General features: G+C 57.0%; 7 protein-coding genes. 4 read left to right on the top strand and 3 right to left on the bottom strand.

Going from position 1 to position 17,508, the window contains the following annotated elements; genetic code table 11:
- A partial coding sequence (locus NTX71_10995; protein ID MCX6340423.1) for a lamin tail domain-containing protein occupies positions 1–6,204 on the top strand: 6,204 nt, incomplete at its 5' end.
- A 253-nt stretch (positions 6,205–6,457) separates the two neighbouring features.
- Positions 6,458–8,029, top strand: a complete 1,572-nt coding sequence (locus NTX71_10990) for a PQQ-binding-like beta-propeller repeat protein (protein MCX6340422.1) — start codon at positions 6,458–6,460, stop codon at positions 8,027–8,029.
- A 146-nt stretch (positions 8,030–8,175) separates the two neighbouring features.
- On the opposite strand, the gene NTX71_10985 is transcribed toward NTX71_10990, so the two are convergent.
- From NTX71_10985 to NTX71_10975, 3 genes are read right to left on the bottom strand one after another with little or no spacing between them, the layout of a single operon-like run.
- Positions 8,176–11,367, bottom strand: a complete 3,192-nt coding sequence (locus tag NTX71_10985) for an efflux RND transporter permease subunit (GenBank protein MCX6340421.1) — start codon at positions 11,365–11,367, stop codon at positions 8,176–8,178.
- The gene (locus tag NTX71_10980; protein MCX6340420.1) at positions 11,364–12,677 is read right to left on the bottom strand and encodes a TolC family protein; all 1,314 of its coding nucleotides are present in this window, start codon (positions 12,675–12,677) and stop codon (positions 11,364–11,366) included. Before NTX71_10980 ends, NTX71_10985 begins: the two co-directional genes overlap by 4 nt.
- A complete protein-coding gene (locus tag NTX71_10975; GenBank protein ID MCX6340419.1) occupies positions 12,674–13,126 on the bottom strand; it encodes a MarR family transcriptional regulator in 453 nt (150 codons plus the stop codon). The genes NTX71_10980 and NTX71_10975 overlap by 4 nt, the downstream gene beginning before the upstream one ends.
- A 478-nt stretch (positions 13,127–13,604) precedes the next feature.
- On the opposite strand from NTX71_10975, the gene NTX71_10970 reads away from it, so the two are divergent.
- Both NTX71_10970 and NTX71_10965 read left to right on the top strand, forming a co-directional pair.
- On the top strand, positions 13,605–14,813 hold the full coding sequence (locus tag NTX71_10970) for an HRDC domain-containing protein (protein ID MCX6340418.1): 1,209 nt from the start codon (positions 13,605–13,607) through the stop codon (positions 14,811–14,813).
- 115 nt (positions 14,814–14,928) lie between these two features.
- Positions 14,929–16,884, top strand: a complete 1,956-nt coding sequence (locus NTX71_10965) for an ABC-F family ATP-binding cassette domain-containing protein (protein MCX6340417.1) — start codon at positions 14,929–14,931, stop codon at positions 16,882–16,884.
- Positions 16,885–17,508: the final 624 nt, after the last annotated feature.

Raw genomic sequence — 17,508 nt, 5'->3', positions numbered from 1 at the left:
GCATCCTCACATCCTGCCCTCGTCATCAACGAGCTGTACTACGATGCTCCGGGAAATGATGCGGGGAAAGAATGGATCGAATTCTACAATGGCGAAGACAATCCGGTCAACGTCTCAGGATTTGTCATCCAGGCATCGGGGGGGCAGGGGGACACGGTGAAGTTCATGAACACGGCCCGATTCCCCTCAGGGAGTCAGATTAGGGGAAAGAGTTACCTTGTTGTAGCCGAGTCGCCCGCTATCCCCGGCTTTGGCGTCCAGGCGGATTACATAGGGAGCTTGAGATTTCAGAACGGTGATATCACGGAGGGGGGTGAAGGCCGCCCGCGCCAGAGTCCCGCCGATGGGGTGCGGCTCCTCGGTGTTAATGGTGTGGTTATCGACTGCGTGATCTATGATGAGCCGAACAATGAGTTGAGCATAGCGGGATTTGAGACAGATTCAGATCCCAACGCAACAGTCCCGGATGTCGCCCCCGGCCATAGTCTTGGCCGCATTTCGCTCGGCGTGGACACGGATTCAAGATTCGACTGGATAGAAATCAACAACCCGTCCCCGGGCCATGACAATAATGTGATCACACCGACCCCGACGGTTGCTCCTACACCCACGCCGGATATAACTCCCACTCCGAGCCCGATACCGGGGCCGAATGTGCCGCCGACGAAACCCGGGATTGCGATATCGCCCACACCGGCATACACAACCGATGCCCTGACCTGCGCCGTGACCGTTCCAAGCATAGACCTCAATAGAGACCCGGTCAGTTACAGGTATGAATGGTTCAAGAACGGAGATGCGCAGACCGACCTTACCACTCTGACCTCATCTCTTTCTCATACACTCCCTTCTTCCCGCACCGCAAAACATGAAATCTGGAAATGCGTGGTCACTCCGTTCGATGGCATGGAATATGGCGAATCCGCGGAAACACAGGTGGAAATACTCAACAGTCCCCCTGAGATAACCTGGTCCCCACCCGAGAGCGGAATAACGGGGCAGATACTTGAGTTTGAAGCCTCGGCGACGGATGCCGATGGGGATCCGGTGATTTATACCTGGGATTTCGGCAATGGCGATGCCGCTACCGGAGCCGAAAAGCTGTACATTTATTACGAAGAAGGAGATTATAACATTGCCATTATTGCAAATGATGGTGAAGAAAGCTCCATCGAACATGCTGCTGTACCAATATCGAAGGCGCCGGTTATATATCCCAGAACGGAGGTATCTGTTCCCACAATGCCGGATGGAAAGGGGAGCACTCCGTCGCAGATTAATTCGGTTAATCGCGTACCAATACTCACTATCAATAGTGTGCCTCGTGTACCATATTTTCTATCCGGTCCTTTTAGTCCAGATAAGCTCGGAAAAGATGGGGATTACTGGTCGGATACTATTTTGTACCAGCTTCAAGAATTAACGCGTACTGATAAAGCTAATTATCCTCCCCACCCCATACACATATATGCTACCTACGGATTGGATGATCCAGCTTTGTTTGACTGTAAGCCGGAGAGTTTCAAGCCTATCGTGGATAGATTAACGGCGTTATATGGCACAGGCTCGAAACCTCCGTACATAGAGAACAACGATTGCTACGTCATCATCAGTTCCACATTCACGCGGCTTGATATGGATAATGACCAGGAGGGTTTGGTACAGAAGAGCAGGGAAGGCATTTCAGATCCGCCACAAGCTTTTCCTTCCCTCTCCGATGAATGGCTGGCGCGCGCAAAACAGGCTTTCGGCAATATGATTGATGTTATAAACGGAAATGGCTATGGGGATAAGGTGATCGGTTTCTATATTAGCGTCTTTGACGCTGAATGGCGGTATAACATAAATCCAAGTAATCCGCGTTATGGGAATTACAGCCCTAATTTCCTGAACAGGTTCCTGTGCGCCGGGGAAAATTATAATCTATTCTCTCAATTGGTGCCCAATCCTCTAGATTATCTTGCTCATGGAGGCCCTATATATGACGGACAGGGGAGGGATAATAATGCGATATATCCCTTCAATACCGATCGCAATGTGGTTGCATATCAGAGATTCCTGAACGAAAGGAGTGCCGATGTAATAAGCGAATTGGCGAAGACGATAAAGGAGAAGACGGACGGCAATGCCCTGACGATGGCTGCATATGGATACCTGATGGAGAACGCCGATTATAATCCTTATGCGATTCGCGGGCACCTGGGTTTGAACAAGTTATTAGAAAATCCCTACCTGGATTTTATCATCTCGCCGATGCCCTATGGGGAGGCGCGCCTAGTGGGCAATGGGCCTCTATGTATGGGTCCCCTAGACTCCGCAGCTATTCACAAAAAATTCTGGCTTGTTGAGGATGATTGCTCGACACATCTTGGCCCTGGGAACGATTTAGGAACCGCCTTGAATCCCAATGGATGGAGGCTTACACATAACTGCGTGGAAACAGATGATATTGCAGCAAGGAATTTCCTTTCCTCGTTCATTCGTGGTGGAGGACATTACCTCTTTGACAACGGCTGGAAGGAGGCTGTAACAGATGCAAAAGGAGGCAACTGGGGGAATCGAGCCAATATAACTGACTCCGAGCATCTTTTCCGCACTGTCAGGAATCTCCATGGGATAGCTGAGGAGTTGATCCAGTCGCCGCGGAGTTATCATCCTCAAATAGCGGTTTTTATGGATGATATAAGCAGCATGTTTCTCTGCGGGGAGGAGTCCCAGGGTCTATTGATAGAATCCCTGAATAAGCTACGGCAACAAATTGCCCAAACAGGCACCACGATCGGCTACTATCACGTAGATGACCTCGTTTACTTGAAAGGACTACAGGATAGCGCAGGAGAAGGTGATCCCAATAAACAAATCCTAGATGATTTTATAAGGAGCATAAAGATCGCCGTCTTCCCAAACCTCTATTTTGTCGATGCCGAGAGGAAGGATGCTATCGACAAGTTAAAGAACAACAATCGGGCGCTTCTCTTCTACTACGCACCGGGATTCTTTTATCATGGTGGGGCCGTAAAAGGAGATGGGACTTATCAAAGAGGGAGATACTGGGTAGGCCGTACTGATATAAACGGCAGTTCGGATTTCATGGATGACCTTACGGGGATATCTTTTAGCGAGTATAGTCCCCGGAATCCTTTGAGAGGCGTTTACGCCGGGCCATTTCCTTATATGACAAAGATGACTTCGGCGTTGGATTTCCCGGATATCACCCCGATAGATTACCCTGAAGCGGCTAATTATGAAAGCCGAGTGAGCCCTATTTTTATCCCGGGCGTCGATGCCAATACAGTTGTTTTAGGCAGATTGCATCCAGAGGCTATAAAATCATGTTTAGGAATCGATGTGGATGAAAATGATGCTCCCCAGACATTTGTGGTAAAAAGGTTCAACGTGGGAGACGGCACCTACTGGTATAGCGCGTACTCGCTTGCTCCGGGTATTCCTGGAGATATCTTTCGTAATTTGGCTACGATTGCTGGTTGCACAATATATAACCCGTCCTCAAAGGATGACCCGATTTATGGGGGCGGGCCATTGGTCGGATATCACGCCCATAGTTCCGACGCTAAAATCATTCGCGCCGTTGTGCCTGCGGGGACAAGTAAGGTGAAGGTATACTCCGGGCTAGAGTTTGAAAATGCAGCAGAATATAACTTGGCAGGCCCCGCAGATAGGCCCTTTGAGGTCGAGGTGGGCCCCATTCAGATGCAGAAAGGGCAGACGGCTCTTGCTGCCTTCTATCCAAGCTGGACAGTCCCTGGGACTCCAAAAAGCGGGCCTAAAACGGATAATTATATAGACTCATACAACTACTATCGCAGCTTTGGGCCTGATTTTATCATTGATGTTGGGCAGCCGGATGATTGTTACGTCAATTTGACTTATACAGGACGTTATGGCAATGACCGCGTGCGGAATACGGGAGATCTCTATACAAAACTCATTATCGACAATGGCGCGAGCGGAGAGTATTACGCATACGTAGATCCATCCGACAATGTAGTGAAACTGATGGAATCGATAACTCCTCTTTTAATGAATTGGACGATTGTTGATGCCCAAAATGCGACCCTCATCCGGATCCCGATGACATCGCTTTTAGAAGGCCTACATACCTACAAAATACGAGCTGAATTTCGGAAAAGTGACGCCACGCGGGCTCTCCTCACATATCCGGCTGAGTGTGAGAAAACGATTGAGCGCAGCTCCGCGGCTTCGATAGCGCTCCATGCCGACCATGCGCGAATAGCGAGCCATGAGACACTCACGTTCACTTATGACATCAATCCTGGCACCTACTGTGATGTCTTGGCGGATGCGTATGTTCTTGTGACAACGCCACTGGGAACACAGTTGTGGCTCAGAGGGAATGGAGAATTGGTTGGGGAAAGCGATCGGGAGCCGGTGGGGACATTCCCAATTGCCCGGTGCACCGGAGCGCAGCTTGTGTCATTCCAGGTTCCGGTAACTCTATGCAATGGGCTTTACCACTTTGACGCGGCTCTTGTTCGGCATGGCGATAACGTGCTCGACCCGGCGAAGCATATCTGCCAGATGTCACGGGCTGACGTTGAGAAGTATGATCAGATACCAACTATCCAGCTCAAATGCAACGGGATGACGGAGAACATCACCGTGCATAGCCATGATTCGCTCTGTTTTACCTATATGCTCAATCCCGGGACGATGTGGGATCAGCTCGTTGACGCCTATGTGTATGCTGAGGTTGATGGATACGGAAATTATTTCATTAATGCCGAAGGCGATATCATCCCCATGGGGAGCGGCGAATCGGTCAAATATGCCAGTTTCCCGATTCCGCATACCACGGGCGATCTGCCGATGATCACGGCGCCCGATCTTGCGGTAAGCTTCCCGAACACGACTTACAGATTCAGGGCGGCGTTCGTCTGGCCCGGGCAGGATGTGTTCAATCCCGCGATGAGAATATGCACCTCGCCTGTTCTGAACGTTGTAAAAACGGACGAAACGCCGAGCCTTGGACTGGAAGTGGTGCCGGATCACCCATACCCGGGCAATCTTGTGCGCTGCTATGGCAATCTTGATTCAGGAACCATGTGGGGGGCGCACGTGGTTATGTATCTGAAGCTTTGCTTCCCGAACGGGAGTGTGAGATATATCAACTCAGGGCATGAGCTGGTTCCAGAGCAAGTGCCGTTCATAGCGGATCTGGTGCTTCCCGAATCGCCGATGGAAGACTGGCTTATGGTGGGACTGATAATGGAGTCTTCGATGCCGCAAGGAGTGTATAGACTTGAGGGTCGGTTATATCGAAATGCGTTGCCGGTGAGTAATCCCGCGAGTCACGATATAACATATACTAATCCACCACCGGCGATATCCGTCTCCGGCGTCCCCGCGCAGGTGGTTCCCGGACAGGCCGTGACGCTGACCATGACGGGAAACAAACCCCTCAGGCATGTGCAGATGTTGTGGAATGGCGGAGTGATCTGGGAGACCGACATCACTCCCCCCTCGCCGGGCCCGCACAGCCGACCCTTCACAATACCCGAGGTGCCGCAGAATTATTACACACTGTTGTTCCGCGGGTGGGATGAGGCAAACCAGACGGGCGAGACCGGCGCGACGACATTCGTGTATATTGACACGACACCGCCGACGATAATTGTGGACGCTCCGGGGAGTGTGGTGCAGGGGCAGACGTTCACGGTCAGCATGAGCACCAATGAGTATGTGACGTGGATACAGATCAGGTTCAACGGCAACATAATACTTGACACTGGCGTGGCCGGCGCGGGTCCGTGGCCGACGAGTCCGACGACGGGAGCGCATTGGCCGGAGGGCACATACTGGTTTGATTTCTATGCCAGGGATCCAAGGGGCAATACAGGACATTTGGCGAGAAGCATATTCCTTGACGATGTGGTGCCCCCGGAAATCACGTCGGTTGATGTACCGTCCAGCAACCTGTTCCATTGGGGCGATACAATCAGACTGACGGGACATTTCAATGAGCCGATCAACCGGGTGCACAAATGGATAGAGGGAACGGGATTAAATTACGAGTATGACGTGAATCCTTCGGATGCGCATACAGTGGAATACACAATCCCATCCAATGCGCCCTCCGGGTGGTATACAGCCAGATTCGCAGTGCGTGACACCGGGTACAACTGGACTGAAACAGGGGGGTATTTCTTCCATGTGGTACCATGAGTCTGAACACAACTATGAAAATGTTGTAAAGAGACGCTGAGTGATTGAGAGAATAGCTCGAGCAGTGAGTTGATTGACAGACATCAACATGAACTGGGATATGACATAATTATTGAAGCGGGGCAGGGGAGGAATCATGAGACGATATTTGATTGCGCTGAGTATATTATATGCCACAGTTTCATTAAGGGACATTGCTTATGGTGGATATAGCGATTGGCCGATGTTCCGTAAAGACGCCTTGCACACAGGAATGACTTATGAAATCGCTTCAGAAACAGGAAAACTTGCATGGAGTTACGTAACAGGCGGCAAAGTAACGTCATCTCCATCCGTCACTGCCGGAAGAATATATTTCGGTTCCTGTGACAACGGGCTCTACGCGCTTACGTGGGATGGTGTGCTGAAATGGAGGTATGCAAGCTCAGATGACATAGTTTCTTCTCCCGCCGTGGAGTATGACGGTACGGTCTATGCCGGCGCCATGGACGATAACATCTATGCCATCGGATGGAACGGCTCACTGCTGTGGAGTTATTCAAGTTCAGATAGTGTTTCCTCATCACCTGCGATAAGCACCTATTATCATGCAGGCCATGATATTGTAAGCATAGGATCTCATGATGGAGCGCTTTATGCATTTATAGGACAGCCTGCCCCTCCTCCCACACCGACAGCGACTCCAATATGCAACTTACCTCGTTGCGGTTCTGAGGAGGAGGAGAGTGATGCCATAAAATTATGGGATATGGAGTATTCTGCCCAGACACAGCCGGGAACCCTTTTCTGGAGATGCCTCACCGGCGGGCCCGTATTTTCTTCGCCCGCCATGTCCGATTATTCTTATTATACAGGCTCTCATGACAATATCGTTTACGCCCGTTCGTGGGACGGCTGGCTTAGATGGAGTTATGCGACAGGGGATGATGTCCTATCCTCTCCCGCCATAGTCAAATATGGAGCAGGTTATGGAGCAGTTGATGGAGCAGTTTGCGTGGGGAGCAATGATAATAATTTCTATGCGCTCGGTGCTTCTGATGGGGCGCTTATATGGAGTTACCTGACGGGAGATGACGTCGTTTCGTCCCCCGCCCTTTATGGTCCAGCGGTTCGCTTCGGATCTTGTGATAACAATGTTTATGCGCTCAATTCCACCGGTTCTCTCGAGTGGAGTTATGCCGCGGGAAATGACATTTCTTCCTCCCCTGCGATGGACAGAACAGGCAAAGCTTATGTGGGGTCCTGCGACAACAACGTTTATGCTATCGCCTCATCCGGCGCGCTCCAATGGAGCTATAGAACGGAAGGCGACGTCGCTTCTTCTCCATCAATAGATTCATACGGCAGGGTCTATGCGGGATCCGACGACAATGCCGTTTATGCGTTTGTTGAACCGGACACACCAACACCAATACCGACGCCGACACAGACACCAACACCGCTTCTGGATATCAAGATGAGCAACAACATTCCAAGAGTGGGCGAGGCATTTGCGATCGAAGTCAGCGTACAACCTCTCCTGACCCCTTGTGACGCGTATGGAGGGATTATGGCAGCCAGCGATTTTTATTCCTTTGTCCCTGGCAATACCCGATCATTGCGTAAGGGCGTTCACCGTCTGGCAAGGGCGCCGCACGGGATAGGGAAGGCCCAAACAAAGACGCTCTTCTCGATACCGTCTATCCCGGATGTAATCCCATCCGGAGATGGAGAATTGGACTTCCATGTGATCGTCGGCCTTGTTCCATTGGGGGTCATTCCGCGAGGTATCGGTAGCTGTATATCGGGATATGAGGATGTTGATTTGGGAATAATTATGCGCTGAGGGTAAGATTGAATGGTGCAAAAACACACCATCTCACGCCAGATGGCCTATGGGAGTTTTTGTGTAAATGGCTTATCCACTTCGCTCATGTAAAACTTGCGCAACTGATACTATCACGATTAGTTGCGGTAGGAATGCATTTCGCATCAATGCGACTCTGAAGGCGGTCGTATTGCTCCTGGAGTCGGGCTATTGCCTCCTCGTGATGGCGCTTCTCGTCCACATGGCTTTCCCGTGCGCATCGTTTCCTCCGGGGCGCCGAAGGATTGCCGCTCAAGCTTCGAGAATATCTCGTAGGCGCAGGGCACGACAAAGAGCGTCAGCGCGGTGGAGAACGCCACCCCGCCGACCACCGCGATCGCCATGGGCACCATGATCTCCGACCCCGGCCCGATCGCCAGCGCCTCGGGGATCGCGGCGGCTATCGTCGCCACCGAGGTCATCAGGATCGGCCTGAGCCGCACCGGGCAGGCATCCAGCAGGGCCTGCCTGACGCCCATCCCCTGCGTGCGCCGCACGTTCGTAAAGTCCACCAGAAGAATGGAGTTCTTCTTGACGATCCCCATCAGGAGGATGAGGCCCAGCATGCTGTAGAGATTCAGGGAGTTCCCGCTCGCAAAGAGCGCCAGGAAGGCGCCCGTGACGCTGAACGGCAGCGCCAGGAGCACGGTGAACGGATGCACAAAACTGTTGAACTGCGTCGCGAGCACCATGTACGCCACGAAAATCCCCAGGATGAGCGCATAGATCAAGCTCTGGAACGATTCCTTGTATGCCTGCGATCCCCCGGAGAAAACCACGCGGTACTGGTCCGGCAGGACCTTCTTCGCGATCTTCTGAACGGTGTCCAGCCCCTCCTGCTGGGAATGCCCCGGAGCGGCGTTCGCGTACACGCTGATCGCCCGCTCGCGGTTTTTCCGCGTGATGGAATAGAGGGTCGGCTCGACCGTGGCGGTCACCACCTGCGACAGCGGCAGCACCTCTCCGAAGTGGTTGCGGACCAACATGTTCTGGATATCCTTCGGGCTCGAGCGGTCGGCTTCGGCCAGGCGGACCCTGATATCGTAGCGCTTGCCGTGGCCGGTGAATTTTCCCTGACGGATCCCGCCCACCATCGCGTTGATGGTGTCGGCGATGGAGAGGATACTGACCCCGTGCTCGGCGGCCTTCCGGCGGTCGGGGCGTATCTGCAACTCGGGCATACCCGACTGGTAGTCCGTGTCGATATCCGTCAGCGCACCTGACTCCTTCATCCGGGCGATCATCTCCTTGCTGAGCGCCCCCAGAGTGCCCCAGTCCGGCCCCCTGATGGTAAATTCGACCGGGAAGCCGCGCTGGGCGGTGAACCCCGTGAGCGAAAGGTCCTGGATCACCGCGCGCTCGACGCCGGGAAGGGCGTTGAACTCCTTCCGCACCGTCTTCATGAACTCCTGCTGCGTGACATAACGACCGTGCACTTTCGGCCGCTCCCGCCGCGGCTTCATGGTGATGTATATCATTCCCTGGTTGACCTTTATCTGACCGCCGGTCCCTCCACCCACCGCGCTGAAGATAGTGGCCACCTCGGGCCGCTTCATCAAGAATCCCTCCGCCTTCTTGAAGACGGTGTCCGTATTCTCGAGGGAGGATCCGAGGGGGAGGGTCAATCTCACGATAAAACGGCTCTGATCCTGAGAGGGGACGAACTCCTTCTTCAGCAGCAACGTCAGGGGCAGCGACAAGGCAAAGATGACGACCGCGGCCACCGATACCTTTATGCGATGGTTCAGGCACACGGTAAGCGCAGCACGGTAGCCCCTCGTGAACCACCCCATGAAGGCGTCCATCCGCTTCCCGACCACCGTGGTATGCCCCACCTGCAGAAACTGCGAGCACCGCATCGGGGCGATGGTGAGGGCCTCCAGGAGCGAGAACATCACCGCCACGGAGATGGTGACCCCGAACTGGAAGAAAAATTTGCCGACGATCCCCTGCATGAAGATGACCGGCACGAAGATCGCCAGGATCGCGATCGAGGCCGCCATCGCGGCAAAGGTGATTTCGCGCGCCCCCACCAGCGCGGCCTCCATGCGGGAGAGGCCCCGCTCCCGGTAGCGCGAGATGTTTTCGAGCACCATGATCGCATCGTCGACGACGATGCCGATGACCAGCGCGAGGCCGAGCATCGTGAAGGTGTTGATCGTGAACCCCGCGAAATAGATCACGAGAAACGCGCCCATGAGCGAGGTGGGGATGGAGAGGAGGACGTTGAGCGTCGCGCTCCACGACCCCAGGAAGAAAAAGCAGACAAGGGAGGTGAGGATGACCGAGAGGATCAGCACGAAGTTCAGCTCGTGCACGGAGTCCCTGATGAACTGGCTGGAGTCGAATACCACGTTGACGTGCATCCCCGGGGGCAGCCTCTTCTCCATCTCCTTGATCTTGCGGTGCACGGCATCGGCGACCGCCACGGCGTTGGTGTTCCGCTGTTTCACGATGCCGAGGCCGATGGCCAGTTTCCCCCAGGCGCGCGAAATCCGGCGTATGTCCGCGAGCCCGTCGTCCACGGTGCCGACGTCGCCGATTTTAAGATCCTTCCAGATAGGGCCTTCGCGGATGCGCTCGGGGATAACGATTTTTTCGAACTGCCCGGCGGTGGTCGCCTCGCCGTACACCCTGACATTGATCTCCCTCGGGCCGCTGTCGATATACCCCGCGGGAAGGTCGGCGTGCTGCAGGCTGATGGCGCCCAGGACATCCTCGACGGTGAGCTGCTGGGCCTGCATCTTTTTCGCGTCCAGCCAGACCCTCAGGTTGGGATCGACGAACCCCATCAGGCGGACCTCCCCCACCCCCTCGACGGTGGTGAAGGAGTCTTTCAGGGTGTCGTTGATGTAGTAGACGAGGTCCTTGAGCGGCCGGTCCCCGGAGAGCGCCAGGAACATGATCGGCTGGTCCTCGGGATTGGTTTTCGTGACGACCGGGGGATCGATGTCGCGGGGGAGGTTCTTCTGGGCCTGCGCAATTTTGGTCTGTACCTCCTGAAGGGCGACATCGATGTTGCGGTCCAGGTTGAACTCGATCGATATCTGGGCCTGACCCTGGATGGAGACGGACGTGACCTCCTTGATCCCCTCGACGCTCATCACGGCGTCCTCGATGATATCCGTCACATCGGTCTCCATGACCTCGGGGGCCGCCCCCTCCCACGTCACGGCCACCGCAACCACCGGAAAATCGATGTCGGGGAGCTGGCTTATCCCCAGGTTCTTGAAGCCGATCGCCCCGAAGACGATGATGCCGATCATGAGCATCCAGGCGAAGACGGGCCTCTTGATCGACAGGTCTGAGAGGGTCATTTCTCTTCGTCCTTCACGGTCTGTCCGGCGGCGACGCAGAGGCGCCAGTACGCCCGCTTCGCGATGCTCGAGGCCTGAATCAGATTCCGCTTCTGGTCCAGAAGGCTCTGTATTGCCGTCAGCACATCGAGGTTATTCACCTGGTTGCGCTCATAATCCTGTCGCTGGAGGGTGTAATTCTCACCCGCCGCGTCCAGTGCCTTGAAGAGCAGCGCCCGGCGGGTCAGGGCGTATTGCAAAACGGTGTATGCCTCGAGCACCTCCGTCTGGCTCTGCCGCCCGGTCAACTGGAGCTGCAGCTCGTTCTGGCGCTCCCGCGCCTTTGCCTGCTTCACGTCGCCCAGCACCCCCGTCCCCGTGAAGAGGGGGACGTTGACTGCGATCGCCGCATCCCATTTCGGGTTCTGGGGGAAGGTATCCCTGGCGGTGAACCCCTCCCCGATGACATTCACCGTGGGGAGATACCCGCTCCTTGCCGCGACGATGTTTTCGCGGGCGGCGCCCACTGCGTTCTCCGCTGCCAGGATGTCCGCGCGCTTCCGCGCGAGCGCGGAAAAGTGGTCGATCGGCTTGATCGAGGCGAGGATGTCGCCTGGCTCCACGACCTCCCTGACCGGCGTCCCCACGTAAAACTCCAGGAGCTCCCGAGCCAGGTCGCGCTGGCCCTTGGCCGTTTCAATGTCCGCCTGGATGCTGAAGATCTGGACCCGCACCATCGCCACCTCGCTCTTCCTGGAGCGGCCGAGCTCTATGCGCTTGGTCAGTTCCTGCACGCGATCGGAAAGGGCCTGGAGGATCGACTGGAGCGCCTCAAGGTCTTCCTGCTGCTGCAAAAAGAGGTAGAAGGAATCCGAGACGTCGCCGAAAAGGAGCTGCTCCGCCCGCTCCTTTTCCTGCTGCCGCTGCTTCTTCTCATAGCGGCTTGCGTTCATCAAGGCAAAGTCCTTGAAGCCGCTGAAGAGCGTCTGCTGGAAGACGAACGCCCGGTCGTAGGTGTGGGGTCCGGGCATATCCTCTTCGGTGGAGGCACTCTGAGACCTGTGCGAGTAAACGTCCGATGAGACGAACGAGACCTGGGGCATGAGGATCCCCATCGCCTGGTAAAAATGGGCCTCCGCCTCTTTGATGCGCTGGGCGTCGATGGCGATCGTTTCCATCTGGTTGAGGGAGAGGATGTAGCACTGGAGAAGGGTGAGGACCCTTCCCACCGAGGCGTCCTTTTCCTCGGCATGGACAAATGCGCGCGGTACGAGGATACACACCGCGCATCCAACCAACGCAGAATACCGCACCAGAGCTCTCGGTCTCATCCCTTTTTCTCTACAGCCACCGTCCTGTGCACGTGTCTGAGAAGGCGCACGTAACGGGCGCGCTCCCTCGCGGAAAGACCTCCAAAGACATCGACGATCATCCGCCTGCGCTCCGCATTGACCTTCCTCACGATACCATGCCCGCGGGGCGTGAGCCTCATCCTGATGATGCGCCGGTCCCCGGCGTCATAGGCGCGCTGGCAATACCCAGAATCCACCAGCCTGGTGACCATCCCCGTCATTGCCGGGGTCGTCACACTCATGAACGTGGCCAGGCCGGTCATCGTGGACTCACCCGTTTTACTGAGGTAGTCCAGGATGAAAAATTGAGGAAAGGTTATCTTCCCTCTGCAAAGCTGCTTCGCCTGCGTGCGGCCGAATATCCGTATAAGGCAGGGGATAATCTCATTGACCTCGTCGGTGAATTCCTGCACGGAGCTCGTATCCAAGGTTTACCTCCTTAATTGTTTTTTATCTTTATAGTTAATATCAATACACAATTATAGTATATCGAGGCCCCGCCCTGTCAACCTTCCGCTCGTATCATTCTCCCGCGGCGCACCCATCTCGAGGGAATCACCCAAAATAAAAACGCCCGCTCTCGAAAACATCAACCTGATAACTGAACATGTCGTGGTGCACCTCTTTTACTCCCATCATCGCTTTTGTCCTCCTTGCGGTCGTTAGTTTACTTCGTGACACTAACGACTACAAGTCAAGTATGGGAGCAATTATGGGAGCAGACGCGATTTGGGCAACACGCCGTCATGGTGCGACCCTGAAGCTTTTGTGAATTCCAGGGCCCTTTTGCTATAATCGAGAAAATGTAAATTCACTGCATCAGGACATTCTTAGTCAATAGACGAGGTGTGACCCTGATTTTTGGGATATTTAGTCTGATCCATCTACAGGCGCAGGACTGACGCGATGTCACCAACCACACACGGCAACCGAGAATCAGGCGGGGCATCCCGTATTTCGCCGCCCCCCATACCCTCCCGCTACGTCAAATCGGCGGATTCGCTCGCGGAGCTCGTCGCGCGTCTGGGCGCCGCGGACCGGGTCGCGCTGGACATTGAAGCCGACAGCCTTTATCATTATCGTGAGAAGGTTTGCGTCTTCCAGCTCTCCTTTTCCGGCGTCAATTACATCGTGGACGCGCTCGCGGGGCTCAATCTCGCCGAGCTCCTGAGAGCCCTCGAAGGGAAGGCGTTGATCATACACGGCGCCGACTACGACCTGTGCATGATGCGCGTTTCGTTCGGCTTCCGGGCCCTACGCGGGGTGTGCGACACGATGCTCGCCGCACAGCTGCTGGGGTACCGGCAGTTTGGCCTCGCCGCGCTTGTGGAGCGTTTCTTCGGCGTCGTGCTCTCGAAGCACGGCCAGAAATCCGACTGGTCCCGCCGCCCCCTGAGTTCCTCGCAGCTCGATTACCTGGCCTGTGACACACACTACCTTTGCGGTGTCGCCGAACGGCTGGAGGGGGAGCTCCGCGCATGCGGGCGCGACGGGTGGCACCGAGAGTCCTGCGCGCGCGTGGTCGATGCCACTGCGCAGGCCTCCCAGGGCGGACATGTCGAGGCGTGGCGGCTGAAGAAGACCGGGCGGCTTGACCGGCGGCAGCTCTGCTATCTCCGCGAGCTCTGGCGATGGAGGGATGCGCAGGCGCGCGCGGCGGATCTTCCTCCGTTCAAGGTGCTCGGAAACGAGCAGCTCATCGCCCTGGCCCTCGCGGCGTCGGGCGGCGGGAGGAAATTCCGGCTCGGGGGCGTCAAGCTTCCCCGCCCCTGCGTTGGGCGGCGGCTCGGGGCGCTCGAGGGGGCGCTCGAGAAGGCGCACGGGATGCGCGAGGAGGAGTGGCCTGAAAGGTTGCCGCCCAGGGTGAGCGAGCCGTATCCGCTCGGCCTGATGGAAAAGCTGCGGGAAGAGTGCGCGCATTGTGCCGGGGGACTCGGCCTCGACCCTGCGGTTATCGCCAACCGCGCCACGCTGATCGCGGTGGCGCGGCGGTGCCCTCAAACCGTTGAAGAGCTCGCGGCCTGCGGACCCATGATGCGCTGGCAGGTGGAACTCCTGGAGCCGCGTTTCAGGGGAATTCTACGCGGGGCCGTGCGGGGAAGCCGAAGGCACTAGCCGCGACACTGATCTCACTTGAACCGGGAAATCGGGGTTGCTGAGGGGACAGTGACGGGTGGCGGGGTCATGGAAGAGGGCACTCCGGTTCCATACGAGGAAGCAATCACGGCGCATGATCAGCATCGAGAAAGTCCATCTCAGTCTCGGGGGGCGCCCCATTCTCCGGGGGGTCGACCTTACCGTCAAGGACGGCGAGTGCCTGGCGGTGGTGGGGCCGAACGGCTGCGGCAAATCCACCCTCCTCAAGGCGATCGCCGGCATCGAGCACCCCGACACCGGCGAGATCCGGATGCCGAAAGGGACGACGCTGGGCTACCTCCCCCAGGAAACGGAGATGGAGGCCGAGCACTCGCTCCAGGAGGAGCTGCTTGGTGCGTTCGTCGAGGTGCAGGCGGCCCTGAAGGAGATGGCGCGGCTCGCCGACGAGATGGGGAAGACCGACCCGGACTCCAGCGCGCACGCCCGCGTCATGCACCGCTACGCGGAGTGCGCCCACCTGGTCGAGCACGAGGACGGCTACGCGCTTGAGTCGAAGGTGGCGAGCGTCGCCGCGGGACTCGGCTTCTCTTCCGAAGACCTCGCTCGCTCCTGCCGCGACTTTTCCGGCGGGTGGCGGATGCGCATCCTCCTTGCGAAGCTCCTGCTCAGGAAACCCGACATCATCCTGCTCGACGAGCCGACGAACCACCTCGACCTCGAGTCGACCCTCTGGATCGAGGACTGGATCGGGAAGTGCGGGAGGACGGTGGTGCTGGTCTCCCACGAGACCGCCACCATGGACCGGCTCGCCGAACGGATCGTCTGCCTCGAGAACGGGAGGGCGGAGGTCTACACGGGGAACTACGCGCGGTACCTCGTCCGCAGCAGGCAGAGGCGCGAGGCGCAGTGGGAGGCGTACACGCGCCAGCGGAAAGAGATCGAGGCGATGAAGGCGTTCATCAGCAGGTTCCGCGCGAACGCGGCCCGCGCGGCGCTCGTGCAGAGCCGGATCAGGCAGCTCGAGAAGATCACGAGGCTGGAGCCGCCGTTCCACCCGACCGCGATCCATTTCAACTTCCCGCCGGTGCCGGAAAGCTACTATGACGTGCTCACCCTCCGGAATCTCGGCCATTCCTATGGGGAGAAGCGCGTCTTTTCGGGCATCGACCTCGAGATCCAGCGCGGGGAGAAGATCGGCCTGGTCGGTGTGAACGGGGCCGGGAAGTCCACCCTGCTGCGCATTCTCGCAGGCAGGGAAACGCCCCGCGAGGGGGAGTGCATTGTCGGGAGGAAGGTCGCGAGCGTCTATTTCGCGCAGTACGACACCGATACCCTCTCGTCGGGCACGACACTCCTCGACGCGATCGGCGAGGTCGCGCCGACGGGCGAGGCGAGGCGCGCCCGCGACCTTCTCGGCGCCTTCCTCTTCAGCGGCGACGATGTCATGAAGCCGCTGCGCGCGCTTTCGGGGGGGGAGAGGACGCGGTTCCGCGTCGCCCGGATCCTCTTCAGCCCCGCCAACCTCCTTCTGCTCGACGAGCCCACGAACCACCTCGACATCACCTCCCGCGCAACCGTCGAGAGGGCCCTCGCCGCCTACACCGGCACCGTGGTGATCGTGTCGCACGACCGCGCGTTCATGGACCAGGTGACCAACAAGATCATCGAGATAGACCGCGGGGCGCTCTGCGTGTACCCCGGGAGCTACAGCGAGTACCTGGCATACGCGCAGAACCTGGTCTCGGGAGCGCCGCGTCAGGAGCGGGAACCGCGCGCCGAGAAGGAGCCGCGCACTGGGGATGCGCCCGGGGAACAGCGCATCGTCGCGAGGGATGACGCAAAGACGCGCGAGCGCCGAATCCGCGCGGTCAAGAAGAAGATCGGCACCCTCGAGGACAGGATAGGGCTGCACGAGGCGCGCCTGGCCGCGCTGGACGCGCGGATGGCAGAGCCGGGGGTCGCCGCCTCCTACCCGACGCTCGCCCCGCTCGCCGAGGAGCGCCACGCCCTCGCGCGGGAGCACCAGCACATGCTCGAGGAGTGGGAGGCGCTCGACCGGGAGCTTGAGGCGCCGGGTGGCACCGCGTGAGGCGCCCGCCCCCCCCGGAGTGGGGCGCATCGGCGGCCCGGACGGGTCCCCTCTTTTCGGGTAATGGGTCAGTTTTGCAGGGGTAACGGTAAATGATGTTCGCCACGGATTTTCACGGATAACCACACGGATGGCCGCAGATGAAGCTTTCTTTTCATCTGTGAATATCCGTTATAATCCGCGTTCATCCGTGGCCCCCCTCTATAAGTGACCCCTTACCTTTTTGGCGGCAATGCGCTTGCATTCCCGCCTCCCGATTGTTACGCTTGCGTCAGCCGGCGGTGGTCATGCGATGCCGTTTGCATACTCGTCACACGGGGCCTCGTTGTCGCGGCGCATCCGCGCCGTGCGACACGATGGCCCATCACGGGAAAGGAGCTGTATTATTACCTGAGTCCCGACTCTGTATGGTATGGCAGTTACGGAAGAAAACGCTATGGCCAGGAGGGTTTGTCGGAACAGGAGAAGAACTTCAGGGTCAGGCCTGAATGGCGCTTACTTAGCCCATGATAACCCGCCATAACCATCACTGTGTCAATGTATAGCAAGAAAAGGGCACGCCGTCTATCCACACGCAGGATTTATTCCTGCCTCGATCGTCACATCCGCACGTAACAGTCAGCG

The sequence above is a fragment of the Candidatus Auribacterota bacterium genome (assembly GCA_026392035.1).
GTDB lineage: Bacteria > Auribacterota > Tritonobacteria > UBA1439 > UBA1439 > JAPLCX01.
Note: the sequence above shows the minus strand (reverse complement) of the source record. Positions and strands in the feature narration are given on the sequence as shown.